Here is a 24,495-nt window from a genome sequence, read left to right as displayed (position 1 = left end):
GACTTCCCATCGTCCGTGTTGACTCCTGATCACCAGACTTCCGCCGTTCCACGCCACATTGCCATCGTGATGGATGGCAATGGGCGGTGGGCGCGTGCCCGGCATCTGCCGAGGCCTGAGGGGCATCGGCGCGGAGTGGGCGCAACACGCGAGATCATAGCTACCTGTCTCGAACGGGGTGTGGAGGTGTTGACTCTGTTCGCCTTCAGCAGCGAGAACTGGCGCCGCCCCGCGAATGAGGTCAAGACACTCATGGAGTTGTTCTTTTCCGCGCTGCGGCGCGAGCGGGACAAGCTCCACGAGCAGGGTGTGCGCATGCGCTTCATCGGTGATCGCAGTGCGTTCAGCGACAATTTGCGCGCGGAGATGGAGCGTTCGGAAGCGCATACCCGCGGGAACCGGCGCATGATTCTGGTCATTGCGGCCAACTATGGCGGGCGTTGGGATATCGAGCAGGCTGCACGAGGCTATGCAGAAGCAGCTCGGACGGAAGGCGGACTTGAAACCGTAGAGAAGGGTGATTCTGTTCTAGCGCCATATCTGGCCACCGCAGGACTGGTCGAACCGGACCTGTTCATTCGTACCGGGGGTGAGCGACGCCTGAGCAATTTCCTGCTCTGGCAGCTCGCCTACACAGAGCTGTATTTCACCGATACGTTATGGCCGGATTTTGGCGCCGCAGCCCTGAACGAGGCGATTGCCGATTTCGGCAAACGGCAGCGCCGTTTCGGGCTGACCGGCGAACAGATCGAGGCGGACAATGCATAAGACGCGCATTTTCACCGGCCTGGCACTGTCTGCGCTCGCGCTGTTGGTGATCCTTGGTCTGTCGAACACGCTTTTTGCTGCGTTCAGTCTGGTCGTCATTTTGTTCGGCGCGAGCGAGTGGGCCGTGCTGACCGGATTGCGCGGTGTGATCGGGCAGGGCACATACGTATGCGTCATCGCGTTGTTCTCGTGGCTGGCCTGGTCGAGCGTGGCGGCCGGATGGGATTGGCTGCCGCTAGCGGTCGGTGGGCTATGGTGGGCCGCGGTGGCGGTCCTGCTCGCTTTGTGGCAGTCACGCTGGTCGTCCGATGTCAGGCTCCACTGGGGGCTGCGGATAGCCGGCTTGCCGACGCTCGTGCCGGCCTGGATCGCCTTGGTTCTTATACATCGGTATGATTCTCGGTTGTTGATTTTCCTGATCGTACTCGCCGCGGTTGGGGATACTGCCGCCTATTTCACGGGTAAACGTTTCGGAAGGCGCCACATGGCGCCTCAACTGAGTCCAGGCAAGACCTGGGAGGGTCTGATGGGGGAGTTGCTCGCCGCATTCATCGCGTCGTTGATCGGAGCCTCTCTTTTCTTTGGCGACAGCTCTTCAGGTATGCGGATTGGATTTGTGCTGCTTGCGATGCTGACGGTATTCGCCTCGGTATGCGGAGACCTGTTCGAAAGCCTGCTCAAACGGGTTGCCGGGGCAAAGGACAGCGGCCATCTGCTGCCGGGACATGGCGGCGTTCTTGATCGTATGGATAGCCACCTGGCGGCGGCACCGATTTTCCTGATCGGTCTGACATGGCTTTTGGGGGGGAACGTAGGATGATGCCCCAGGGTATTGCAGTTCTCGGCGCTACCGGCAGCATCGGCGCCAGTACGCTTGATGTGGCGGCAAGACATCCCGAGCGTTTCCGTGTAGTTGGGCTCAGCGCTCATCGCGACGTTGAACGACTCGCGGCGCTGTGCGAACAACATAGCCCGGCCTTCGCGGCGATCGCCGACGAGTCCTGCACTTCGGAGCTGGAGATGCGGCTCGCGACAGCCGGACTCGATACGCGGGTGCTGGCCGGGCCGCAAGGGCTGGTCGAACTGGCGGAGTTACCCGACGCGGACGTCGTGATGGCTGCGATCGTCGGTGCGGCGGGTTTGGAGCCGACGCTCGCTGCGGTGCGCGCGGGCAAGCGAGTGTTGCTGGCAAACAAGGAATCCCTGGTGATGGCCGGGCCCTTGTTCATGCGTGAGGTGCGCGAACGAGGCGTTACGCTGTTGCCGATCGACAGCGAGCACAATGCCGTGTTCCAGTGCATGCCCAGGGACTTCGATCGTGGGCTCGACCAGGTCGGGGTGTCGCGGGTCCTGCTCACGGCATCCGGCGGACCGTTTCGCGAGGCGAGTGTCGACAGCCTGGAGGCAGTGACCCCAGAACAGGCTTGTGCGCATCCGAACTGGAGCATGGGGCGCAAGATCTCGGTGGATTCGGCCACGCTCATGAACAAAGGGCTCGAAGTCATCGAGGCGCATTGGCTGTTCGACGTGCCGCCGGAGCGTATCGAGGTGGTGGTGCACCCCCAGAGTGTGATCCATTCGCTGGTCGCCTATACGGACGGTTCCGTGCTTGCCCAATTGGGGAACCCGGATATGCGCACGCCCATCGCGCATGCCATGGCTTGGCCCGAGCGCATCGAAGCAGGCGTGGCGCCGCTCGATCTGCTCGAAGTGGCCCGGCTTGATTTCCAGGCGGCAGATAAGGTTCAGTTTCCGTGCCTGCGCCTGGCGTACGACGCACTGGGGGCGGGCGGTACGGCCACTACGGTGCTGAATGCGGCTAACGAGGTCGCGGTTGCGGCATTTCTCGACGACTGCTTGGCCTTTACTGCCATTCCGGGCGTCATCGAGGAGACGCTCGCGGCGCTGGGCGTGGCGCCTGCGGAGGATCTGGATACCGTCGTCGCCTGGGACCAGCAGGCGCGTCAACATGCAGGCCGGCTGCTGACGCGCTACGCGCATAGGCGGCGTACGGCATGAGCGTGCTGTGGAGTTTGCTGGCTTTCCTCGTCGCCATCAGCATTTTGGTGACAGTGCACGAATTCGGCCATTTCTGGGTGGCCCGGCGTATGGGCGTCCACGTGTTGCGCTTTTCCGTGGGCTTCGGCCGGCCGCTGTGGAGACGTACAGCGGCTAGCGGGACGGAGTATGCGATTGCCGCGATTCCGCTGGGCGGCTACGTGAAAATGCTCGACGAGCGTGAAGGCGAGGTGCCGCCCGAACTTCTGGATCGGGCTTTCAACCGCAAGCCGGTTCTGCGGCGTATGGCAATCGTCGCCGCTGGGCCGGTCGCCAACTTCCTGCTGGCGATCGTGTTGTATGCCTGCATGTACATGATCGGGGTGCAGGGAATTCGCCCCTATGTCGGCACGGTGACTCCGGGCAGCGTGGCGGCAGAAGCGGGTTTGCAAAAACGCGATCTGATCCTGCAGGTCGACGGCCGTGCAGTGCAGAGCTGGGAGCAGGCGCGCATGGCGCTTCTCGAGGACGCGCTGGCGCGCAATACGCTGGACCTTAGGGTGCGTACCCAGGATGGCGCGGAATTGACACGCTATCTGGACGTCAGCGGCCTCCACCTGCTGGGTGAAAAGCCCGATGTGCTGGGGCGCATGGGGCTGGGCATATGGCGTCCGTCCGTGCCGGTGATCGCCAAGGCGATGCCTGGTGGCGCGGCGGAACGCGCGGGACTCAAGGCCGGCGATCGGGTCATCGCCATGAACGGCGAGAAGGTCGTTTCGGTCACGAACTGGATCGCTTCCATTCAGGCGCATCCCGGAAAGCCGCTGACACTCACCGTGGAACGCAACGGCGAAAGCCGTGAGGTGACCGTCACGCCAGCTCCGCGGCAAGTCGACGGAAAAACACGCGGTTTCATAGACGCGCAGATTCAGGGGGTTGTCCCTGCCGTCTTCCGTGATACCTTACGCACCGAAGTACGCTATGGGCCGCTGGAGGCGCTTGCCCAGGGAGCGCGGCGAACCTGGAACATGACCGTTTTGACCCTGCGTGTGCTGGGGCGGTTGGTCGTCGGCCAGGCTTCGGTGCGCAACCTGAGCGGGCCGGTCACCATTGCCGAGTATGCCGGAATATCCGCCGCGATCGGCTTGTCCGCGTTTCTTGGGTTCCTGGGTATCGTCAGCGTGAGTCTGGGTGTGCTGAATCTGCTGCCGGTGCCCGTGCTGGATGGCGGCCATCTGCTGTATCAGTTCATCGAACTGCTGCGCGGACGACCGCTTTCGGAGTCCGCGCAAGTCGTCGGGCAGAAAATCGGTTTGACGCTGCTCGGCGCCTTGATGGCGCTGGCTCTCTACAACGATCTATACAGGCTGTTCAATTGATGACGTTCAAACGCTTGCTGGCGCTGATACTCACGTTGTGGCTGGGGACAGGCGTCGTGACGCATGCTGTGGCCGCCGATGCGGCGCCGGCCAAGGACAGTTTCAAAGTCGCCAATATTGAAGTGCGGGGCCTGCAGCGGATTACTCCCGGGACCGTGTTCAGCTACCTGCCGGTGCATGTGGGTGACGAATTCAAGTACTCGGAAACCCCCCGGATCATCGATGCTCTGTACCGTACGGGGTTCTTCGACCGTGTCGACGTATACCGTCAGGGCGACGTGCTGGTGGTCAAGGTTCAGGAGCGGCCGGCGATCAACGACATAAAGTTCAGCGGCAACAGCCTGATCAAGACTGATCAGCTGAAACAGGCGCTCAAGCAGGCAGGCATCGCCAAAGGGCAGGTATTCAAGCGCGAGGTGCTGGACGACCTGCAGAATCAACTGCGCGATCAGTACTATGCGCGCGGCAAATACAACGTGAAGATCGACACTACGGTCAAGGATCTGCCGCGCAATCGCGTGGACATCGACATTAAGATAACGGAGGGCAAGACGGCGACCATCAAGCAGGTGACCGTCGTCGGTAATCATGCCTTCAAGGAACAGCAGTTGCTCGATCAGCTGGACGTCGGCATACCACCGTGGTGGGCCTTCCTCAGCCAGCGAGACAAATATTCCAAGCAGCGTTTGAGCGCCTCGTTGGAGAAGCTGCGTTCACAGTATCTCGATGCTGGTTACATCGATTTCGCACTGAATTCGACGCAGGTCGCTCTGACTCCCAACCATCGCGACATGTACATCACCATCAACGTGCATGAGGGCGACAAGTACCGCGTCAAGGACGTGAAGCTGGCCGGCAACCTGCTGTATCCCAGGGCAGAGCTGATGAAACTGATGCAGATCAAGGCCGGTGAAGTGTTCTCGCGCAAGAAGGTCATCGATACCGTAAAAGCGCTGCAGAACCGCTACGGTAACGACGGTTATGCTTTCGCTAACATCAATCCGATCCCGCAGGTTGACAAGGCGAACAAGACCGTCGGTCTGACCTTTTTTGTTGATCCGGGTCGGCGTGTATACGTGCGCGAGATACATTTCGTGGGTAATCAGACTACTTCAGGCCAGGTCTTACGCCGCGAGATGCGTCAGATGGAGGGTGGGCTTTACTCGACTAAGCTGATCGATCGTTCGAAAGTACGCCTGCAGCGTCTGCCGTACGTCGAGTCCGTGAATATCGATACCCGCCGCGTACCCGGTAGCGACAATCAGGTGGATCTGATCGTGCACGTGAAGGAGCGCTTGTCCAGTAGCTTTAGGGTGAGCATCGGCTACTCGCAGTTCGAGGGGGTGATTCTCTCCACTGGGGTCAGCAGCAGCAATTTCCTGGGTACCGGGAACCAGATGAAGTTCGCGATCAATACCAGCAAGATCAATACGCTATATCAGATTAATTATGTTAATCCTTATTACACGCTGAATGGCGTTAGCCGCGGCATCAATCTCTATTATCAGCAGACGGATACCGCGAGCGCTGATATCGTCGACTACTCCGCAGACAGATTGGGCGCTGCTGTGAGTTACGGTGTGCCCTTGTCGGAATACGATTCGCTGAATGCGAGCTATGGCTATCAGGCGGTCAAGGTCAAAGTGGGCTCCAATCCGGCGCAGTCGGTGACCGATTACATCGCCGAGTACGGCAGGAACTACAATCTGTTCAAGTTGGGATTGGGCCTCAATCACGATACCCGCAACAAGACGGTGTTCCCGACCAAGGGCAACTACCAGGGGATCAGCCTGGATCTGATTACGCCCGGAAGCACGGTGAAGTATTACAAGGTGGGCTATTTCAACCATCAATATGTCCCGATCACCGGCTGGCTCACCGGCTCCTTGAGTGGCACCGTAGGCTATGGGAAGGGGTATGACGGGACGGCCAGTCTGCCGTTCTTCGACAAGTATTACGCCGGTGGCATCGATTCGGTGGCCGGCTATAAGGACAGCTCGCTGGGGCCGCTCGATCCAGTGACCGGACAACCTACCGGGGGCGATCTCAAACTGGTTGGACGCGCCAGCCTGATATTCCCGGCGCCTTTCCTGACCAATGCGAGTTCGGTGCGCATGAGTGCGTTCGTTGATACCGGCAATGTGTTTGCGGGCGTGAAGGACTTCAAGACGAACGAGTTGCGAAAGTCGGCAGGTTTGGCAATGGAGTGGTTGTCGCCGATCGGGCCGCTGTCGTTCAGTGTGGCGAAACCGCTGGATAAGAAGTCCGGCGACAAGACACAGGTGTTTCAGTTCAACATCGGTACATATTTCTGAGGTGGAGCATGACTATGCGTAAAGTGTTTGCGACTATGGCCGTTTTCATGGCTGCGGCGTTGGCCATGCCAGCGGCATCGGCGGCCGGGCTCAAGGTCGGTTTCGTCAACGTGCAGGAAATCATGGCCAAGGCGCCTCAGGCAGAGGCCGCCCGCGCGCAGCTCAAGCAGGAATTCGGTAATCGCGAGAAAAGCCTCACCGCGCAGCGCGGTGCAATTCAGAAGCAGGAGGCCGATCTGAAGCGGAACGCTTCGGTGATGTCGGCCGACAAGAAAAGTGCAGCCGAAAAAGCCTTGCGGGACAAGATGAGCAGTTTCAATCGCGACATGGGTTCGTTCCGCGATGATTTCAACATGAAACGCAACGAGCTTCTGCAGGGCCTGCAGAAAAAGATCTTCGACGCCATCACGAAGGTAGCCAAGGATGGAGGCTATGATCTGGTGCTCAGCAATGGAGTCGTCTATGCCAGCGATAAGGTCGATTTGACCAAGCAGGTGCTTGCGGAACTGGCTAAGAGCAATAACTGAGGTCCAGACGGCTTCGGGTCCATATGCCGCAACGCATGCCGCGCTGCGGCATATGTGTGTGGGGATGGCATGAGTAGGACATTGTTTGAACTGGGGGAGGCGCTTGACGCCCGGTTACAGGGCGATGGCAATATTCGCGTGGAGCGCGTGTCCTCGCTCGCTCATGGTTCCTCTTCCACGCTGGCCTTCATGGTCTCGCGTGCCCATTTGAGTGAACTGCATCGTACGCAGGCAGGCGCGGTAGTGCTTGGTGAGGAATGGGCGGCGGAGTGCCCGGTGCCGGCGCTGGTCGTGCGCAATCCGCATGCCGCGTTCGCTCGGGCGGTTGCTATGCTGCATCCGGAACGCAAACCCGCGCCTGGCGTACATGCCAGCGCGGTGGTCGCCCCCGATGCGCAGATTGGGGCGGGGGTTAGCATTGGTCCGCACTCCGTGGTTGCCGACGGTTGTCGCATCGGCGCGAACGCCGTGATCGGGCCGGGGTGCGTATTGATGTCCGGCGCGACTGTGGGGGCAGGTACGCACTTGGTCGCACAGGTATTCGTCGGCAGCGATTGCCGGCTTGGCGAGCGTTGCCGGATTCATCCCGGCGTGGTGATCGGCGCCGATGGATTCGGTCTCGCGAAGGAAAACGGGCGCTGGATCAAAGTACCCCAGGTCGGTCGCGTGATCATCGGCGATGAGGTCGACATCGGCGCTAACACCACGGTCGACCGCGGCGCAATCGAGGACACAGTGCTCGGCGACGGGGTCAAGCTGGACAATCAGATCCAGGTCGCGCACAACGTGCGTATCGGCGAACATAGTGCGATCGCCGGCTGTGTCGGGATCGCCGGCAGCGCGGTCATTGGTCGTGGTTGCACGATTGGGGGCGGGGTCGGCATCGCCGGGCACCTGAAACTCGCCGATGGCGTGCACGTGACGGGAATGAGTCTGGTCGCCAGCGACCTGGAGCAAGCCGGGGCCTACTCTTCGAGTCTGCCGGCTCAGCCCATGCGCCAATGGCAGAAAAATGCAGCACGCCTGCGACATCTCGATGAGATGGCGCGCAAACTCAAGCAGCTGGAAGCCGAGGTGGCGCGTCTGGGCGCGTCGGCCGGGCAATCCGAATAGTTGGACCAATCCGAGGTCAAGCCTTTGAAAGAAATTGATATCCACGACATTTTGCAGCGCCTGCCGCACCGCTATCCGTTCCTGCTCGTCGATCGTGTGGTCGACTACGAGTTGGGCAAGTGGCTCAAGGCGATCAAGAATGTCTCGTTCAACGAGCCGTTTTTCCAGGGACACTTTCCGACCCGACCGGTCATGCCTGGGGTGCTGATACTCGAAGCTATGGCCCAGGCGACGGGACTGCTGGCTTATGAAACGCGTGGGGAGAAGCCGCCGGAGAATTTCCTCTACCTGTTCGTCTCCATCGACAAGGCGCGCTTCAAACGGCCGGTGGAACCGGGCGATCAGCTTGAACTCCACGTGGAACTGCAGCGTGTCAAGCGCGATATGTGGAAGTTCGACGGCATTGCCCGTGTCGACGGCCAGATCGCTGCGACTGCTGAACTGATGTGCGCCGGTCGCGAGCTTGATCAATGATTCATCCGCAGGCTGCTGTCGATCCCCGTGCGGAGTTGGCGGACGACGTGACGGTGGGGCCTTTCGCCGTCATCGGCGCCGACGTGCGCATAGATTCCGGGACCACAGTCGGTCCGCACGCCGTCATCGAAGGGCCGACCCGGATCGGCAAGAACAACCGCATCTATCAGTTCGTATCTTTGGGCACCGCGCCTCAGGACAAGAAATACAAAGGCGAACGGACCGAGCTGATCATCGGCGATCGCAACCTCATCCGTGAGTACTGTACCTTCAATCGGGGTACCGTACAGGATCTGGGCCATACCAAGATCGGCGACGACAACTGGATTATGGCCTATGTGCATCTGGCGCACGATTGCGTGGTGGGCAACCACACGACTTTCTCCAATGGCGCGACGCTGGCCGGACACGTGACCATCGAGGACTACGCGACCTTAGGTGGCTTCTCGCTGATTCACCAGTTCGTGCGCGTCGGAGCGTACGCCTTTACCGGCATGGGCTCAGCCGTTAGCCGCGACGTGCCGCCCTACGTGATGGCCAGCGGTAATCTGGCGGAACCACACGGACTGAACACGGAAGGTCTGCGCCGCAATAGTTTCGATGCCGCGCAGATCTCGCGCCTGAGACGCGCCTACAAGACGCTGTACCGATCGGGTTTGCGCCTGGATGAGGCGCTGGATGCCTTGCGTTCCGAAGTGGAACATCCGGAAATCGATCGTCTGCTGCATTTTCTGGAAAGCAGCAAGCGCAGCATCATTCGCTGATGGGCCTGCGCGTCGGCCTGGTGGCGGGCGAAGCCTCGGGCGATCTGCTTGGGGCCGGGCTGATCGAGGCGATTCGCGAACGTGTGCCGGATGCGCGCTTCGAAGGGATCGCCGGTCCACGCATGGTGGCGGCAGGTTGCCGCGCCTTTGCGCAGTCCGAGCGTCTTGCGGTGATGGGCCTGGTAGAACCGCTGGGCCGCCTGCCGGAACTCCTGCGCCTGCGCCATCGTCTGGCGCGTTACTTCCTCGACGATCCGCCGGACGTTTTCGTCGGCATCGACGCCCCTGACTTCAATCTCGCCCTGGAGCGCAAATTGCGTGAAGGCGGGATTCCTGCGGTGCACTATGTGAGCCCTTCCGTCTGGGCCTGGAGGCAATACAGGGTGGGCAAGATCGCCCGCAGCGTCGATGCCATGCTCACGCTGTTTCCGTTCGAGGCGGATTTCTACCGCACGCACGGCGTGCCGGTGACCTTCGTCGGGCATCCGCTCGCCGAGAGCATTCCCGATCGGACCGATCCGCAGGCTGCAAGGCAGGAACTTGGCCTGCGGGGCGAGGGGCCGGTGCTGGCCTTGCTGCCCGGCAGCCGTCTGGGCGAGATCAATCGCCTGGGGCGCGATTTCCTCATGGCTGCGGCGCAGTTGTCTGAAGAGATTCCGGGATTGCGCGTGATAGCACCCATGGCCAGTGCGTCCGCCCGCACCGCGTTCGAGGCGCAGTGGCAGCAGGTTGCGCCGCGGCTCGGGCTGCAGCTGTTCGATGGCCGCTCGCATGAGGTGATGGCGGCGGCGGACGCAGTCCTGCTGGCCTCGGGAACTGCGGCGCTGGAGGCGATGCTCCTCAAGCGCCCAATGGTCGTGGCGTATCGCCTTGCTGGCCTGACGTATACCCTGTTACGCCGCCTCAAACTCATGCAGGTGGACCGTTATTCGCTGCCGAACCTGCTGGCGCAGATGGATGTCGTTCCCGAGCTGATTCAGGATGCCGTTACGCCGCAGGCGCTGGCCGCCGCGGTCGGACCTTTGCTGCGCGACGTCGCCGCTCGCGAGCGGCAGTTGGAAGTTTTCGACGCGATCCACCATCAGTTGCGAGCCGGCGGCAGTGCCAAGGCTGCCGACGCGGTTCTGGCGCTTGCCCGGGGGCAGGATTGATGCGCTTGGTGGCGGGGGTTGACGAAGCCGGGCGAGGGCCACTGGCCGGCCCCGTGGTGGCCGCTGCGGTGGTTCTCGATCCGGCGCGGCCGATTGCCGGCCTGGCCGATTCGAAAAAGTTGAGCGCCCGTCGGCGCGAAATCTTGGCCGTGACGATCCGAAAGGATGCGTTGGCCTGGGCGGTGGCCGGGGCGAGCGTCGAGGAGATCGACGAACTCAATATTCTGCACGCGAGCATGTTGGCGATGCGTCGGGCTCTCGAGGCGCTGACGCCGCAGGCCGAGCATGCTCTGATCGACGGCAATCGTTGTCCGACGAATCTGTTATGCACTGCAGAGGCCATCGTCGGCGGCGATGCACGCGTGGAAGCCATCAGTGCCGCTTCCATTCTGGCCAAAGTGACTCGCGACGAGGAAATGCTACGCCTGCACGAAGCGTATCCCGACTACGAGTTTGCGCGTCACAAGGGTTATCCCACCGCGTTGCATCTCGATGCATTGGGAAAATTCGGACCGAGCGACTGCCATCGTCTGAGTTTTGCGCCGGTGCGCCGGGCACAGGCGCTCTTCCTCAAAGACCGCTGAGCGGCCAGTTCCTCACGGTACCGGTTTTCGTATCGATCGCTACGATACGGTTGGCGTTGGTATCCGCCACCAGCAGGGTATGTGAGTCCAGCACTGCAAGACCGCCCGGCAACGCCAGACCCGTTGTCAGCGTAGTGACCTCGGATGTCGCGAGGTCGAGCACGCGCACGGCATTGTTGAAGGTGTCGGCGATGTAGAGTTTGCCGTCGAGCCAGGCCAGGCCCTGATCATGCTGCAGCAAGGCTTGCGCCGCGGGCCCGTTTCGCAGTCCGAAGTTGAACAGGCCTTGTCCGACGAGCGTGCGGACCTGTCCGTTTTCGAGGTTGACTGCGCGTACTGCGGATGACTCTGGATCGGCCACGTAGAGCGTGCCCGAGTGATAGGTCAGTCCGCTGCTTTGGGAGAAGCTGGCCCGCGACGCCGGCCCGTCGGCAATGCCTTCCGCGCCACTGCCGGCGAATGGCCCGATCCGATCCTGCGTCAAATCCAATTTCCAGATCTGATGGTCGCCGGCCATGGCGATGAACAGCTCGTGACCGACCTCCTCCAGGCCCCAGGGTGAATTCAGGGCGGTTTCGAGTGCCGGATGCGTGCCGTGGACCCCATAGGCTCGCTCTCCGTTCCCAGCGACGGTGCGGACTCGGCCGGAGGCTAGAGCGATTCGCCGGATCAGCTGGTTGCCGGTATCTGCGACGTATAGTGCGTCGGCGTGGAAGACCAGTCCTTGTGGTCCCGAGAAGCCGGCCGTGCCGGGAGCACCGTCCTTGGCGCCGGCGGTTCCGCTACCGATGATCCGGATGACCTTGCCGTTGCGATTCAACAGAACGATACGATTGTGGCCGCTGTCGCTGATTGCGATGTAGTGCTGGGATACTGCGATCTTGCCGGGTTGCAGCAGCCCTTTCGTCGTGGCCGGAGGTGGTTTCAGTGGCAGTGCGGTCTGCACCGGGGTGTTGTCCTGGCGTGCCCTCGCCAGGGTCCGTATGACCGCTTCTCGAATCTGCGCGTATTGGCCTTCGCCGACGAAACGCCCCACGATTTTGCCGTCCGGGCCGAGAAGTATCTGCGTGGGCCAGGCGAACACGTGATAAGCCTTCCATAGCGTCATACCCTTATCGGTCACGATCGGATGCCGTATGTGGTATCGCGCGATGAATCCGTCGATGTTGGCGCTGCGTTGCGACGCGGAGAATTTCGGCGAGTTCACGCCGAGAACAAGCAGACGGCCGTCGAACTCGTGCTCGAGCCGAGCCATGTCGGGCAGGACATGGATGCAGTTGATGCAGCCTGGCGTGAAAAAATCGAGCAGGACCACGCGCCCGCGCAGGTCGGCGGAAGTCAGCGGGCGTTGGACATTGAACCAGGGCGCACCCGGCGGCAGAGGGGGTTCGCCTGCGTACGCTGCGAATGGGAAGAGCAAGGCGAGCAGCATGAGCGAGGCCCCACGGGGGAATCTTCGCGCTATGGCGGTGGGGAGGGGCATGACGGCATTACCAGATTGCGACCTGTTGGATAAGTTTAGAACCTCTGGGGGCACTGGTGTGAGGCGGGCAGGTGATATACCCACTCATCGGTTCAGCGTGTCCGCATCCTCGTACCGGTCGTGTCGCTGCGTGCCGGATCCGCTGCGGGAGTCGATATCCGCCAGCGGATGCGGGCGGCCGAGATGGTAGCCCTGACCCCAGCCGACGCCGAGATTCTTCAGCGTGTCCTTCGTTTCGGCATCTTCCACCCATTCGGCGACTACCTCTATGTCGCGCAGCTGGGCGAGCTTAAGCAGGGCTTCGATGATGATGCGGCTGTTCGGGCTGTGCCCCAGGTCGCGCACGAATCGTCCATCGATCTTGACCACATCGACAGGCAGGTCCTCCAGGTAGGCGAAGCTCGCGACGCCGGCGCCGAAATCGTCAAGCGCGAACCGATAGCCTTGCGCGCGAAGTCGACTCAAAGTGCTTGCTGCGCGCGTGAGATTGTCCAGTGCGGCCTGTTCGGTGATTTCGAAGATCAGCTGGGAAGGCGAGATGCCGGAGCGCCCGCGCAACTCGCCGACGCGAGAGACGAAGTCTGGCGCGTTAAGCGTGATCGCCGTGAGATTGATACTGATAACCCTCTGCGGATTACCCTGCAGGTATGCGAATGCCTGTTCCAGTACCCAGAAATCGATGAGTTTGGTCATGCCGTAGCGCCGAGCCGCGTTCAGGAAGTTGGCAGGACTCTCGATCCGCCCATGTTCATCCAGCGTGCGCAGGAGCAGTTCGTGATAGGGACGTCGTTCGGGGTGTGGCGTGAGCGGTACGATCGGCTGGGCGTAGAGTGCGAAACGGCCGCTTTCAAGCGCTCTGCGCAGCTGTGCCGCGTGATGCATGTCGACGAGTTGCAAGCGCGCCTCGACATCGGTCGCATGCAGGACATAGGTACGGTTGCGGCCCGATTCCTTGGCCAGGTGGCAGGCCATGTCGGCTCTGCTTAGCAAGGTTTCGGGGGATTCACCCGCATGCCGGAACGTGATCCCCAGACTGGCGTTGAGGCGCAGCCCACTGTCGACGGAGCGTGGGCGGAAAGTCTCTATCTGCAATTTGAGGGATTCGGCCAGTTCGATACCTTGGCGTGGTTCCTCGATCTTGCCGCCGATTGCGCATTCATCGCCGCCCAGGCGGGCCATGTGCCAGCTCAGGGGCAGGTTGCTGCGCAGGGAATGGGTAAGTTCACGGAAGATTTCGTCGCCGACCGCATGGCCGTATAGATCGTTGATCAGTTTGAATTGGTCGAGATCGAAGTAGATCAGTGCATAGTGTTCGTCGAGTTTGTGATCGGTGGCGCGTGCCGCCATCTCCCGCAGGAACGCGCGACGGTTGGGCAGGCCGGTGGCCTCGTCAAGGTACAGCATGTCGCGGCGTTCGTTCTGGGAGGCTGCGAGCAGTAGTAAAACCAGTGCAGTGACGCCGAGGAATGTGACTCGAACGACAGTGTCGATGCTTTGATAGTCGTGTCCGCTATGTCTGAACAGCAGGACCAAGGCCGTCGTGCAGGTGACGATGACAGCTCCTCGCGTGCCGAAACGATAGACCGCGACGAGCATCAGTGGGATGAGGGCGAACAGCAGGCTGTTCGGCGCCACCGGCAGAATTTTCAAGGTGAGCGCGACTGTCAGAGCCGTCAGGGCAGTCAGCAGCGCGCAGAGTTCCAGCAGCTTGCGGCGCCGCCATTGCGGCCATGGCCACCATTGCAGCAGCAGTGGAGTCACGATGAGGATGCCCATGCCGTCCCCAACCCACCAGAGTAGTACGCGGTTCAGATCGTGCATCGGCTGGATTTGCGGTAGCAGCGCGGCGAGATGTGCCAGCAGGGCGAGCAGCAAGGAGGTCGCTAGCGGTGTGACGAGGCAGACCAGAAGTACAAAGCGCAGAACATCTCCCGTCGTCTTCAACTGCATGTTGATGGAAAAGTTGTGGATTACCCAAACACCCAGCGCGGCTTCCGCAACCTGGCTGACTCCGGCGATCAACGACAACGGCAGTTCGGAACCGAAGTAGCTTGAAATCAGAATGTTGCCGGTCAGGACTCCGAGGATGACCGATATCCATAGATCCAAGGGCAAACGCCACAGCACTGCCAGGGCCAGGCCGGCAGCCGGCCATACCGAACTGATGCCGTTGGGATCCCGCATGCCGACGAGGCCGAGATATTCGAGACCCATATAGCTCAGCGAAAAAACGAGATAGACCCGTAGCTTGCGCAAGGCGTCAGGGCAAACCCTAGTTTTTGTTATTGCCATCGAGATACATCTCGTAGCTGGAGGTTAACTTTAAAACTATTTTCCGTGGATTATTAGTGGGCGCGGCGCATCGGTACGATCTGCATCCGATCCGTACCGCTGGTGTACCATTGCCCTTCGTTTCAGATCAGGCCGATTCCCCCCGATGCCCGATAGCAGCATTCGTATTTACGGCGCCCGTCAGAACAATCTGAAGAACCTCGATATCGAGCTGCCCTTGGGAGAGCTTGTCGTGGTTACCGGAGTGTCCGGTTCCGGCAAGTCCTCGCTCGCTTTCGATACGGTCTATGCCGAAGGTCAGCGGCGCTACGTCGAGACTTTCTCGCCTTATGCCCGGCAATTTCTGGACCGCATGGACAAGCCAGCCGTCGACCGGGTGGAAGGCATTCCGCCGGCGATAGCCATTGATCAGACCAACCCGGTGCGCACCTCGCGCTCCACGGTCGGTACCATGACCGAACTCAACGATCACCTCAAGCTGCTGTATGCCCGTGCCGCGCGTCTCTATTGTCGAGGCTGTGGACGCGAGGTCCGTAGCGACACCCCGGAATCCATCGCCGAACATCTGTTTGGAGAGGGTGGCGCCGAGGCGGTCAGAATCATGGTCTGCTTCGCGATTGAGGTGCCGCAGAACTTCGCCGCGGCCGAGGTCGAGGGATATCTGGAGCAGCAGGGCTATACGCGCATTCACAGCCGTGACGGCGCGTGCATCGAGGTTGTGCAGGACCGGATGCGCCTCAGCGAAGCCAATCGCGGGCGCTTGCTCGAAGCGCTGGAAACGGCGCTGGCACGCGGGCATGGGCGTCTGACGGTGTATGCATTGGATGAGCAGAAGCAGGCCGGAGAGGGAGAGCGTTTCTCTGCCGGGTTGCATTGCGCTGCCTGCGATATCGACTACGCTCAGCCCACGTCCAACCATTTTTCCTTCAACTCTCCGGTCGGCGCCTGCGAGACCTGTCGCGGATTCGGCCGCGTGATCGGCATCGATTACCGCCTTGTCATTCCGGACGAAGGCAAAAGCCTTGCCGAAGGCGCCGTCAAACCGTGGCAGACCCAGAGCTACAGCGAGGTGCAGGACGATCTGCTGCGCTTCGCCCGGCGCAGCGGCATTCCCCTCGACGTGGCCTGGCGTGACTTGGACGAAGCGCATAGGCGTTGGGTCATTGAAGGCGAGGGCGACTGGGACGACGGCGTGTGGTACGGCGCCAAGCGTTTTTTCGCATGGCTGGAGAGCAAGAGTTACAAGATGCACATCCGTGTGCTGCTGTCCAAGTACCGCAGCTACGATGCCTGTCCCGACTGTCACGGCGCCCGGCTCAAACCGGAGAGCCTATTATGGCGTCTCGGTGGCCGGGCTGAGGCGGACGCGGTGCTCGAACCCGAGGCACGCTTTCCGCCCAGTGGTGTGGAACTGGGTGAGACCACTCTGCGCGCGCTTCCGGGACTGAACGTGCACGATCTGATGTGCCTGCCGCTCGAGCGCTGCCGCTCGTTCTTTACCGGCCTGCATTTGCCCGCGCCATTGGATCAGGCAGCTGATCTGCTGCTCGGAGAGATCCGCTCCAGGCTCGCGTATCTGAACGAGGTGGGGCTGGGCTATCTGACCCTGGATCGTCAGTCGCGCACCCTGTCCGGCGGCGAGGTGCAGCGCATCAATCTGACCACCGCGCTGGGCACCTCTCTGGTCAACACGCTGTTCGTGCTCGATGAACCCAGCATCGGCCTGCATCCGCGCGACATCGAGCGTGTGGTCGGCGTGCTGCGCCGCTTGCGTGACGCCGGCAATTCGCTGCTGGTGGTCGAGCACGATCCGCAGATCATGTTCGCGGCCGACCGGCTTCTGGACATGGGGCCAGGGCCGGGCGAACGCGGCGGCGAGGTGGTTTTCTTCGGCCCACCCCGGGAGCTGAAGTCGGTCGACTCCTCGCTTACCGCGGACTATCTGAGCGGTCGCCGCGTGGTGGGCACATCGAGCGAAACCGTCGTGGTTGGTGATGAGACGCGTTGGCTGGAAGTGCTGGGCGCCGGCGAACACAATCTGTGCGACATCGACGTGCGCATTCCTCTCGGGTGTCTGGTCGGCGTGACCGGCGTGTCGGGTTCCGGCAAGTCCACACTGATCGGCGACGTGCTGTATCCGGCGCTGATGGCCATGCAGGGCCAGCCGCAGGAGCAACCGGGTGCGCACCGCGAAATCCGCGGCGCCGAGGCTTTCGAGGGCGTAGTGTCGGTCGACCAGAGTCCGATCGGCAAGACGGCACGCTCCAACCCGGCCAGCTACGTCGGCGCCTTCGATGCCATTCGCAAGCGTTTCACGGCCGATCCGCTGGCCCGCGAGCGCGGTTATACGGCCGGCACCTTCAGCTTCAACTCCGGCAACGGGCGCTGCCCCACCTGTTCGGGCTCGGGCTTCGAGCACGTCGAGATGCAGTTCCTCTCCGACGTGTACCTGCGCTGTCCGGACTGCGACGGCCGGCGTTATCGCGACGAGGTGCTCGAGGTCAGGGTGCACGGCCAGGGGCGCGAACAGGCGTTGTCGATTGCGGACGTGCTGGAACTCACCGTTTCCGAGGCGCTGACGTTCTTTGCCGACGCGCCCGATGTCCTGCGCGTTCTCGAACCGCTGGCCGCGGTCGGTCTGGAGTATCTGCACCTGGGGCAGCCGGTGCCGACGCTGTCCGGCGGCGAGGCCCAGCGCCTCAAGCTCGCCAAACACCTGGCGCATACCGCCACGGGTTCCCAGTTGTTCCTGTTCGACGAGCCGACCACCGGCCTGCACTTCGAGGATATCGCCCGTCTGTTGGGCGCATTCCGGCGGCTGGTGGCGCAGGGACACTCGCTGGTGGTGATCGAACACAATCTCGACGTCATGCGCGCCGCGGACTGGTTGATCGACCTCGGACCCGAGGGCGGGGATGGCGGTGGCCGGCTCATCGCCGAGGGGCCGCCGCAGGCGATCATGGATTGCGCCGCCTCGCACACGGGGGCGGCGCTGCGTGACTACGAGGCGTCGTTGCAGCGCCTCTGGGAGGCTCCTGCCGAAGCACATGCGCCGCTCGTGGCCGACGAAGCCATTCGCATCCGTAATGCGCGCGAACATAATCTCAAGGGTGTCGACCTAAGTATTCCGCGCGAGCGCTTTACGGTGATCACCGGCGTGTCAGGCTCCGGCAAGAGCACCATCGCCTTCGACATCCTGTTCAACGAGGGGCAGCGGCGCTATCTCGAATCACTCAACGCCTATGCGCGCCAGTTCGTGCAGCCCTCGTCCCGTCCCGAGGTGGATGCGGTGACCGGCATTCCCCCGACGGTCGCCATCGAACAGCGCACCAGCCGCGGCGGTCGCAAGAGCACCGTGGCAACGCTGACCGAAATCCATCATTTTCTGCGTTTGCTGTTCGTCAAACTCGGCACCCAGCACTGCCCGGACTGCGGCGTTCCCATCGAGCCGCAGACGCCGGAAGCGATCCTGGCTCGCCTGTTGCGGGAACAGCGCGGTCGCGGACTGGAGTTTTTCGCGCCACTGGTGAGCGGGCGCAAGGGCTACTACACGGAACTAGCACAGTGGGCTTCCGCCCGTGGACACGCAACGCTGCGCGTCGACGGCGAACTCCTGCCGACCGATCCCTGGCCGCGGCTCAAGCGCTACCAGGAGCACGATATCGAGCTGCCTGTGGGCAGCGTGCTGTCGGATGCCGCACACGAGCGAGAACTCGCGGATCTGATCGTGCGTGCCTTGGACTACGGTAAGGGCGTGCTGAAGGTCGCCGTACAGGGGAGGCGCAAGGAACTCACCTTCTCCAGCGAACGGGCCTGCCCCGGCTGCGGGCGCAGCTTCGAGGCGCCCGATCCGCGCCTGTTCTCCTACAACTCCAAGCGCGGCTGGTGTGAGCGCTGCTTCGGCACCGGGAAGCTGCTAAAGGACTTCGATGCCGAACAGACCGGCGAGGAAGGCGCCTGGAACGCCGGCTACGAGGACGAGGAGCGGGCATGTCCTGCCTGTCATGGCCGGCGGCTGAATCCGGAGGCGCTGTCCGTGCAGCTGCACGGACGTTCCATCGCTGCCTACAGCGAATTGCCGGTGACGGACGCTGCGCAGGTGTTCGAACGCATGGAGCTGAAGGGCCGCGAGGCGGAAATCGGGCGTGACATCCTGCCGGAGATCCGCAACCGTCTGGCGTTTCTGCAGGAGGTCGGGCTCGGCTACCTGTCGCTGGACCGCGCCGCGCCGACGCTGTCGGGCGGCGAGTCGCAGCGTATTCGTCTGGCCGCTCAGCTTGGCTCCAACCTGCGCGGCGTCTGCTACATCCTCGACGAGCCGACCATCGGCCTGCATCCGCGTGACAACCGGCTGCTGCTGGACACGCTGCATGCTTTGCAGCGCAAGGGCAATACCGTGGTGGTGGTCGAACACGATGAAGACACGATCCGGGGAGCGGATCACGTCATCGATATCGGACCAGGCGCGGGGTCGGGAGGCGGCCGTGTGATCGCAGAGGGCAGCGTCGACGAGTTGCTGACGCATGCCGAGTCACAGACGGCGCGCTGTCTTGCCCAGCCCTTGCAGCATCCGTTGCATGAACGTCGTCGTGTCGATAGGAAAGCGGAGCCAGCGCTGGAGATCGGTCGGGCCGAACTCAACAATCTGCGCAATGTGGACGTGCGCATTCCGCTGCAGCGTCTGGTCTGCGTCACCGGCGTGTCCGGTTCCGGTAAGTCCACCCTGGTGCGCGAGGTCGTGCACGGCAATCTGCATCGTTTGCTCGGCCGCAAGGGCGGTCGCCGGCCTGCGCTGCAGGGTTGTGCCAGTCTGGGAGGTTACCGTGATCTGTTGCGTGTGCTCGAAGTCGATCAGACGCCTATCGGCCGGACTCCCCGTTCCTGTCCAGCTACTTACGTCGGATTCTTCGACTCGATTCGCAAGTTGTTCGCGCAGATGCCCGAGGCGCGTATTCGGGGCTATGCTGCGGGGCGGTTCTCGTTCAACAGCGGTGGAGGCCGCTGTCCGGCCTGCGAAGGGCAGGGCATGCGGCGCGTGGAGATGAGCTTCCTGCCCGACGTGGTAGTCCCCTGCGAGGTGTGCGGCGGTGCCCGCTACAATTCCGAAACCCTGGCCGTGCTCTATAAGGACCGCAGCATCGCAGATGTGCTGGCGATGAGCGTCGATGAGGCCTTGCCGTTTTTCAGCGCGCAGCCGGCGATACACCGTGCGCTGGAACTGCTGCGCGACGTGGGGCTCGGGTATCTGACCCTTGGCCAACCCAGCCCCACGCTCTCCGGCGGCGAGGCGCAACGCATCAAGCTGGTCACCGAGCTGGCCAAGGCGGCGCCAGCGCGCGGGCGCAAGGGCGAAGCCGGCACCTTGTATATCCTGGACGAGCCGACCGTCGGTTTGCACATGGCCGACGTAGAACGCCTGATCCATGTGCTGCACCGCCTGGTAGAGGCGGGCAATTCGGTGATCGTCATCGAGCACAATCTCGATGTGATCGCAGAAGCGGACTGGATAGTGGACATGGGGCCGGAAGGCGGCGACGGCGGCGGCCGAGTGGTGGCGCAGGGGAGTCCGGAGCAGGTCGCGCGGCGCAGGAAAGGCACGCACACCGGACGCCTGCTGGGTGAATTCCTGGCGACACGACAGCCCCGCAGCGAAAATAGAGCCAAGGAGAGCGCTTGATGTACCTGCCCGAACACTTCAGGGAAGAGAACGGCGAACGTATTGCGGCATTGCTGCGCGCGTATCCGTTTGCGTTGATGATCACCGTGCGGGAAGGGTTGCCTCAGGTTTCCCATCTACCGCTGGTGTACGAGACCGACCCTTCCGGAAAATCCTGGCTGTACGGACACTTCGCCCGCGCCAACCCTCAGTGGCAGGACCTCGGAAGCGGGGCGCAGGCCCTGGCCGTCTTCAACGGCCCGCACGCCTATGTCTCGCCCGGCTGGTACGAGCGCCCCGGCGTGCCCACTTGGAACTACGCGGCGATACATGTACGCGGGCGCGTTGAAGTGCTCGAAGACAAGAGCGAACTTTCCGCACTCGTCGGGCGCATGAGCGAAACGTTCGAGGCGGATGAAAATCCTTGGCGATGGATAGAGCATGCCGAACGTTTCGACAAGATGCTGGAGCACATCGTCGGTTTCAGATTGGCAATCGAAGAGCTGGAAGCCAAGTTCAAGCTTGGACAGAACCGGGCCGAGGCGGACCAGCGCAACGTCTGCGAACGCCTGGGCGCCTCGGCGGATACCGAGGCGCAGGCCCTGGCGCAATTGATGTCGGAGAGTCTGTCGGGGATACGCTGACTAAACGGCTACGCGGGCGATCTGCGGCGTTGCGCGCCGCTCACTCCCTCACCTGTCCTCTTGATATGTCTTGCTCGCTCATTTTCAGCGCGCCCTTCGGGAATTAGTCGGCAGCCGAACTCCGCACGGTTGCGGTATACGCACGCTGCAGCGCCTCGGACACCGGACCGGGACAATCGCGCATGCGCCGGCCGTCGATTTCGGCCACCGGTATGAGTTCGGCGCCGGTTCCGCTCAGCAGGCATTCGTCCGCGGTGTAGAGGTCGTACAGATTCAGCGTGCATTCCTCGGCCACGATGCCGAGCGTCGGCGCCAGTTCCAAGATGACGCTGCGGGTTACGCCCTCCAGCGCGCCGTCGCTGACCGGGGGGGTCATCAGCCGGCCGTCGCGCACCACGAAGATGTTATCCGCCGTTCCTTCGGTCACGTGCCCCTGCGCGTTGAGCAGCACGGCCTCGTCCGCGCCGACGTTGTTGGCCTCAATGCGGGCCAGCACGTGATTCAGGTAGTTCAGACTCTTGATGCGCGGATCCAGCCCATCCGCGGGCAGACGGCGCGTGGTGGCGCAGATCAGCCTGGCGCCCTGGCGTCTGCGCTCCTCGCTGATCAGGGCCAGCTGGTCGGCGACGATGAAGGCGCTGCCACACGGGCAGCTTCGCGGATCCACGCCGAGTGCACCCTTGCCGCGGGTCGCGACGACCCGTAGATAGCCGTCCGGCTCCGGAAAGCCTGCGACCAGATGTTCGATGGCTGCCGCGAATTCATCCAGGGAGTAGGGCAACTCCAGGAGGATGGCGGCAGCGGAGCGCTGCAGGCGCAGCAGATGTTCGTGCAGCCGGAACGCACGGCGGTTGTAGAAGCGGATACCCTCGAACACGCCGTCGCCATACAGCAGGCCGTGGTCGAAGATTGAAATACTGGCTTCGGACGCCTGAACGAATTCGCCGTTCAGCCAACAGGTCGGTTCAGACATGCAGCACCCCCTCGGAAACGGTGACAGCCTGCCCGCCGATGCGGATGCGCTCGCCGCACACGCGCAGATGAAGCGCGCCGCCGCGGGTCGAGGCCTGATACGCGCGCAGCTCCTCGCGGCCGAGTTCGGCCGACCAGTATGGCCCCGAAAGGCAATGCGCAGAGCCGGTGACCGGATCTTCATCGACACCGACGGCAGGGGCAAAGAATCGCGACATGAAATCGTAGTCCCCGCTGTCGGAGGCGGCAGTGACAATCACTCCGCGGATGCCGGGGATTCCTCCCAGTAGACGAAAATCCGGGCGCAAGTCGCGCAGTTCTCCGGCTGAGGCAAGGCGGATGATGAGATCGGTCTTGCCGCGCAGCACTTCGAGCGCTTGCGAGATACCCAACGCTTCAAACAGCCCGCCGGGTACTTCGGAAGGGCGTGCCGCATCGGCCGGGAAATCCATTTCCATGTGTGCTTCGTATCGCTCGACGGTGAGCAGACCGCTCAGGGTCTTGAACTCGATGCGCCGATCCTGTTCCATCCGGCCGGTCGCCCACAGAACATGGGCGCTGGCCAGCGTCGCGTGGCCGCAGAGGCTAACCTCGGCGGCCGGCGTGAACCAGCGCAACCCATAACCGTCACCTTCCGGACACACGAAGGCGGTTTCGGATAGATTCATCTCGGCCGCGACCGACTGCATCCAGCCTACGTCCGCAGCCTCATCGAGTACGCACACGGCGGCGGGGTTGCCCCTGAAGGGGGTGTCTGTAAAGGCATCGACTTGATAAAGCGGGACTTGCTGCGGCATGCGTGCGTCGCCTCCTGATGCAGTTTGCTGTCGTGATTGAAACCTATTCCAGGATAGGTTTCAGAACTGTATCAGGAGGTGCGTATCGGCTTGCAGATGCAGCTGGTGACAGGAAGAAGTGTGTTGCCTTACGCCTGTCATGGCTGTGCTGCAATCCAAGTCGGCCAACTGTACCGTGCGTGGAACTGTGAGCGGCGACTTCAGACGGGAATGGGCGTCTTGAAGTCATATAGCCCGTCTTCGACCGCCCATTTCAGGCCGCAGCCCCCGCAACTCAGCGAGGAATGCCCTTCGTCTTCAAGCGGTGTGGCGCACTTGGGGCAGGCGAAGAACTGGCCGGCCGGGGCCGGTCTTCCATTCGACGGTACGTGATTGTGCATGAATACACTGGGCGACAGCTGCCAGAGTTGTCCGGTGTGCTGCATCAGACTGTCGATCCCGACCAACCACGGTGTCGGGACGTAACGTTTCAGAAATGGCACGCGAAAATAGGACACGGATAGGGACTGACCGGTCGTGAAACCGGCGTTCCTGAGCCGTTCGCGTACCCAGGCCGGGTGAAAATCATAGTGCAGATGCGTGAACTCGACCGGGTCGGTTTCGAATGGCGACCAGCTCTGACGACGCAGTGCGTACCTGAGAATCGCCTTCAGGTTTTTCTTGTTGGCAAATTCCAGTACGTAATTGCCGCCCGGCCGGCCTATACGGGCCAACTGATCGAAGAGTGTGGCCGGTTCGGCGGTATGGTGCAGCGATCTGATTTGCACTAGCGTATCGAACAAACCGTCGACGAATGGCATGTCGTACCAGTTTCCGGCTACATAGATGAAGCGTGGGTCGTTACCCAGACGGGCCTGCGCTTCACGCAGCAGCGAGCGCGAGTAGTCGAACAATACGACTTTTTTATAGCCCCTGTATTCGGAAGCCAAACGTCCAAAGCCGGCGCCGATTTCGATCAGAACCGACCCGCTACCGGGCATCAGACGGCGCAAGGCGACGCGTTCGGAAAGGTCTTCGTACTCGCGCCCCTGGCCTTCCCAAAAACGCTGCCGGTAGTTGGAGCCTTCGTAATCGCAGATAGGAGGAAATGTCATCATGCGGCGAGTATACGTGGCGTTTTGCGGCCGTCGCGGCAATGTTGTCAGAGCGTAATATTCCGGATTCTATTTCCTTAAAATCAAGCATTTATGAGTCATTTTCAGTTCGGAAACTTGATAATCGGTAATGCCGCAAGTGATCGGGGGAGGGCGAGCGACGTGGAGTCGCTCAAATGTTCTGCTCTGTTTGAATGGGGGATGGAACGGGAATACCTTACATGGGCTCGACGGTTCCTAGGGCCTGTTCACACTATTGCGCGGTGCGCTGCTGGGCCGCTTTTCGAGTCCCGCGGCGTTGCCGCCGAGCTTGAGTCAAACGCAGTTCCAAGGAGAAGGTCTCAGGTGTCTATCTCGATCGAAAGTTGAACCGCCCCGGGATTTGCGGAGGCTCCAACACTTGAGAGAATGGAGCCATGAGCAAAGCCAAGAAGTATTCCCCCGAAGTGCGTGAGCGTGCGGTACGTCTGGTGCAAGAGCACCG

The 24,495-nt window shown here is 62.0% G+C and carries 18 protein-coding genes; 13 read left to right on the top strand and 5 right to left on the bottom strand.

Going from position 1 to position 24,495, the window contains the following annotated elements:
• Positions 1–18 precede the first annotated feature (18 nt).
• The 11 genes from uppS to rnhB all read left to right on the top strand — a co-directional run bounded on the left by uppS (position 19) and on the right by rnhB (position 11,073).
• Positions 19–768 carry a polyprenyl diphosphate synthase gene (gene uppS / locus P8014_RS09655; RefSeq protein WP_337817125.1) on the top strand — a complete coding sequence of 250 codons (750 nt, stop codon included), beginning with the start codon at positions 19–21 and terminating at the stop codon, positions 766–768.
• On the top strand, positions 761–1,588 hold the full coding sequence (locus P8014_RS09650) for a phosphatidate cytidylyltransferase (RefSeq protein ID WP_337817106.1): 828 nt from the start codon (positions 761–763) through the stop codon (positions 1,586–1,588). The genes uppS and P8014_RS09650 overlap by 8 nt, the downstream gene beginning before the upstream one ends.
• Positions 1,585–2,787: a 1-deoxy-D-xylulose-5-phosphate reductoisomerase gene (gene ispC, locus P8014_RS09645; RefSeq protein ID WP_337817105.1), complete on the top strand. Its 1,203-nt coding sequence runs from the start codon at positions 1,585–1,587 to the stop codon at positions 2,785–2,787. Before P8014_RS09650 ends, ispC begins: the two co-directional genes overlap by 4 nt.
• Entirely contained in the window at positions 2,784–4,145 is a 1,362-nt protein-coding gene (rseP, locus tag P8014_RS09640) for an RIP metalloprotease RseP (protein ID WP_337817104.1), read from the top strand. Before ispC ends, rseP begins: the two co-directional genes overlap by 4 nt.
• Positions 4,145–6,460, top strand: coding sequence for an outer membrane protein assembly factor BamA (gene bamA, locus P8014_RS09635; protein WP_337817103.1), 2,316 nt, complete (start codon positions 4,145–4,147; stop codon positions 6,458–6,460). Before rseP ends, bamA begins: the two co-directional genes overlap by 1 nt.
• A 14-nt stretch (positions 6,461–6,474) precedes the next feature.
• On the top strand, positions 6,475–6,987 hold the full coding sequence (locus P8014_RS09630) for an OmpH family outer membrane protein (RefSeq protein WP_337817102.1): 513 nt from the start codon (positions 6,475–6,477) through the stop codon (positions 6,985–6,987).
• A 69-nt stretch (positions 6,988–7,056) separates the two neighbouring features.
• Positions 7,057–8,100 carry a UDP-3-O-(3-hydroxymyristoyl)glucosamine N-acyltransferase gene (lpxD, locus tag P8014_RS09625; RefSeq protein WP_337817101.1) on the top strand — a complete coding sequence of 348 codons (1,044 nt, stop codon included), beginning with the start codon at positions 7,057–7,059 and terminating at the stop codon, positions 8,098–8,100.
• 24 nt (positions 8,101–8,124) lie between these two features.
• Complete coding sequence (gene fabZ, locus P8014_RS09620; RefSeq protein ID WP_337817100.1) at positions 8,125–8,574, top strand: 3-hydroxyacyl-ACP dehydratase FabZ; 450 nt, start codon at positions 8,125–8,127, stop codon at positions 8,572–8,574.
• On the top strand, positions 8,571–9,338 hold the full coding sequence (gene lpxA, locus P8014_RS09615; protein ID WP_337817099.1) for an acyl-ACP--UDP-N-acetylglucosamine O-acyltransferase: 768 nt from the start codon (positions 8,571–8,573) through the stop codon (positions 9,336–9,338). Before fabZ ends, lpxA begins: the two co-directional genes overlap by 4 nt.
• Positions 9,338–10,489, top strand: coding sequence for a lipid-A-disaccharide synthase (gene lpxB / locus P8014_RS09610; protein WP_337817098.1), 1,152 nt, complete (start codon positions 9,338–9,340; stop codon positions 10,487–10,489). Before lpxA ends, lpxB begins: the two co-directional genes overlap by 1 nt.
• Positions 10,489–11,073, top strand: coding sequence for a ribonuclease HII (rnhB, locus tag P8014_RS09605; RefSeq protein WP_337817097.1), 585 nt, complete (start codon positions 10,489–10,491; stop codon positions 11,071–11,073). Before lpxB ends, rnhB begins: the two co-directional genes overlap by 1 nt.
• Here rnhB and P8014_RS09600 read toward each other — a convergent pair.
• Positions 11,060–12,505 (bottom strand): thioredoxin-like domain-containing protein, encoded by a 1,446-nt coding sequence (locus P8014_RS09600; RefSeq protein ID WP_337817096.1) that lies wholly within the window; start codon positions 12,503–12,505, stop codon positions 11,060–11,062. The two genes, rnhB and P8014_RS09600, sit on opposite strands and share 14 nt — an antisense overlap.
• Positions 12,506–12,640: 135 nt before the next feature.
• The gene (locus P8014_RS09595; RefSeq protein ID WP_337817095.1) at positions 12,641–14,848 is read right to left on the bottom strand and encodes an EAL domain-containing protein; all 2,208 of its coding nucleotides are present in this window, start codon (positions 14,846–14,848) and stop codon (positions 12,641–12,643) included.
• Positions 14,849–14,993: 145 nt separating this feature from the next.
• On the opposite strand from P8014_RS09595, the gene uvrA reads away from it, so the two are divergent.
• Positions 14,994–20,525 (top strand): excinuclease ABC subunit UvrA, encoded by a 5,532-nt coding sequence (gene uvrA / locus P8014_RS09590; RefSeq protein WP_337817094.1) that lies wholly within the window; start codon positions 14,994–14,996, stop codon positions 20,523–20,525.
• On the top strand, positions 20,525–21,148 hold the full coding sequence (locus tag P8014_RS09585; RefSeq protein WP_337817093.1) for an FMN-binding negative transcriptional regulator: 624 nt from the start codon (positions 20,525–20,527) through the stop codon (positions 21,146–21,148). Before uvrA ends, P8014_RS09585 begins: the two co-directional genes overlap by 1 nt.
• A 103-nt stretch (positions 21,149–21,251) precedes the next feature.
• On the opposite strand, the gene ilvE is transcribed toward P8014_RS09585, so the two are convergent.
• The 3 genes from ilvE to P8014_RS09570 all read right to left on the bottom strand — a co-directional run bounded on the left by ilvE (position 21,252) and on the right by P8014_RS09570 (position 24,014).
• Positions 21,252–22,121 (bottom strand): branched-chain-amino-acid transaminase, encoded by an 870-nt coding sequence (gene ilvE, locus P8014_RS09580; RefSeq protein WP_337817092.1) that lies wholly within the window; start codon positions 22,119–22,121, stop codon positions 21,252–21,254.
• Positions 22,114–22,917, bottom strand: coding sequence for a PhzF family phenazine biosynthesis protein (locus tag P8014_RS09575; protein WP_337817091.1), 804 nt, complete (start codon positions 22,915–22,917; stop codon positions 22,114–22,116). Before P8014_RS09575 ends, ilvE begins: the two co-directional genes overlap by 8 nt.
• Before the next feature lie 200 nt (positions 22,918–23,117).
• The gene (locus P8014_RS09570) at positions 23,118–24,014 is read right to left on the bottom strand and encodes a class I SAM-dependent methyltransferase (protein WP_337817090.1); all 897 of its coding nucleotides are present in this window, start codon (positions 24,012–24,014) and stop codon (positions 23,118–23,120) included.
• Positions 24,015–24,495: the final 481 nt, after the last annotated feature.

The sequence above is a fragment of the Acidihalobacter sp. genome, from assembly GCF_037381185.1.
Taxonomy (GTDB): domain Bacteria; phylum Pseudomonadota; class Gammaproteobacteria; order DSM-5130; family Acidihalobacteraceae; genus Acidihalobacter_A.
Note: the sequence above shows the minus strand (reverse complement) of the source record. Positions and strands in the feature narration are given on the sequence as shown.

Excerpts from the sequence above, each read along its gene's own strand:
- P8014_RS09650 (WP_337817106.1), top strand. The coding sequence starts at position 761 with ATGCATAAGACGCGCATTTTCACCGGCCTGGCACTGTCTGCGCTCGCG.
- ispC (WP_337817105.1), top strand. The coding sequence starts at position 1,585 with ATGATGCCCCAGGGTATTGCAGTTCTCGGCGCTACCGGCAGCATCGGC.
- rseP (WP_337817104.1), top strand. The coding sequence starts at position 2,784 with ATGAGCGTGCTGTGGAGTTTGCTGGCTTTCCTCGTCGCCATCAGCATT.
- bamA (WP_337817103.1), top strand. The coding sequence starts at position 4,145 with ATGACGTTCAAACGCTTGCTGGCGCTGATACTCACGTTGTGGCTGGGG.
- P8014_RS09630 (WP_337817102.1), top strand. The coding sequence starts at position 6,475 with ATGCGTAAAGTGTTTGCGACTATGGCCGTTTTCATGGCTGCGGCGTTG.
- lpxD (WP_337817101.1), top strand. The coding sequence starts at position 7,057 with ATGAGTAGGACATTGTTTGAACTGGGGGAGGCGCTTGACGCCCGGTTA.
- lpxA (WP_337817099.1), top strand. The coding sequence starts at position 8,571 with ATGATTCATCCGCAGGCTGCTGTCGATCCCCGTGCGGAGTTGGCGGAC.
- lpxB (WP_337817098.1), top strand. The coding sequence starts at position 9,338 with ATGGGCCTGCGCGTCGGCCTGGTGGCGGGCGAAGCCTCGGGCGATCTG.
- rnhB (WP_337817097.1), top strand. The coding sequence starts at position 10,489 with ATGCGCTTGGTGGCGGGGGTTGACGAAGCCGGGCGAGGGCCACTGGCC.
- P8014_RS09600 (WP_337817096.1), bottom strand. The coding sequence starts at position 12,505 with ATGCTGCTCGCCTTGCTCTTCCCATTCGCAGCGTACGCAGGCGAACCC.
- P8014_RS09595 (WP_337817095.1), bottom strand. The coding sequence starts at position 14,848 with ATGGCAATAACAAAAACTAGGGTTTGCCCTGACGCCTTGCGCAAGCTA.
- uvrA (WP_337817094.1), top strand. The coding sequence starts at position 14,994 with ATGCCCGATAGCAGCATTCGTATTTACGGCGCCCGTCAGAACAATCTG.
- P8014_RS09585 (WP_337817093.1), top strand. The coding sequence starts at position 20,525 with ATGTACCTGCCCGAACACTTCAGGGAAGAGAACGGCGAACGTATTGCG.
- ilvE (WP_337817092.1), bottom strand. The coding sequence starts at position 22,121 with ATGTCTGAACCGACCTGTTGGCTGAACGGCGAATTCGTTCAGGCGTCC.
- P8014_RS09575 (WP_337817091.1), bottom strand. The coding sequence starts at position 22,917 with ATGCCGCAGCAAGTCCCGCTTTATCAAGTCGATGCCTTTACAGACACC.
- P8014_RS09570 (WP_337817090.1), bottom strand. The coding sequence starts at position 24,014 with ATGATGACATTTCCTCCTATCTGCGATTACGAAGGCTCCAACTACCGG.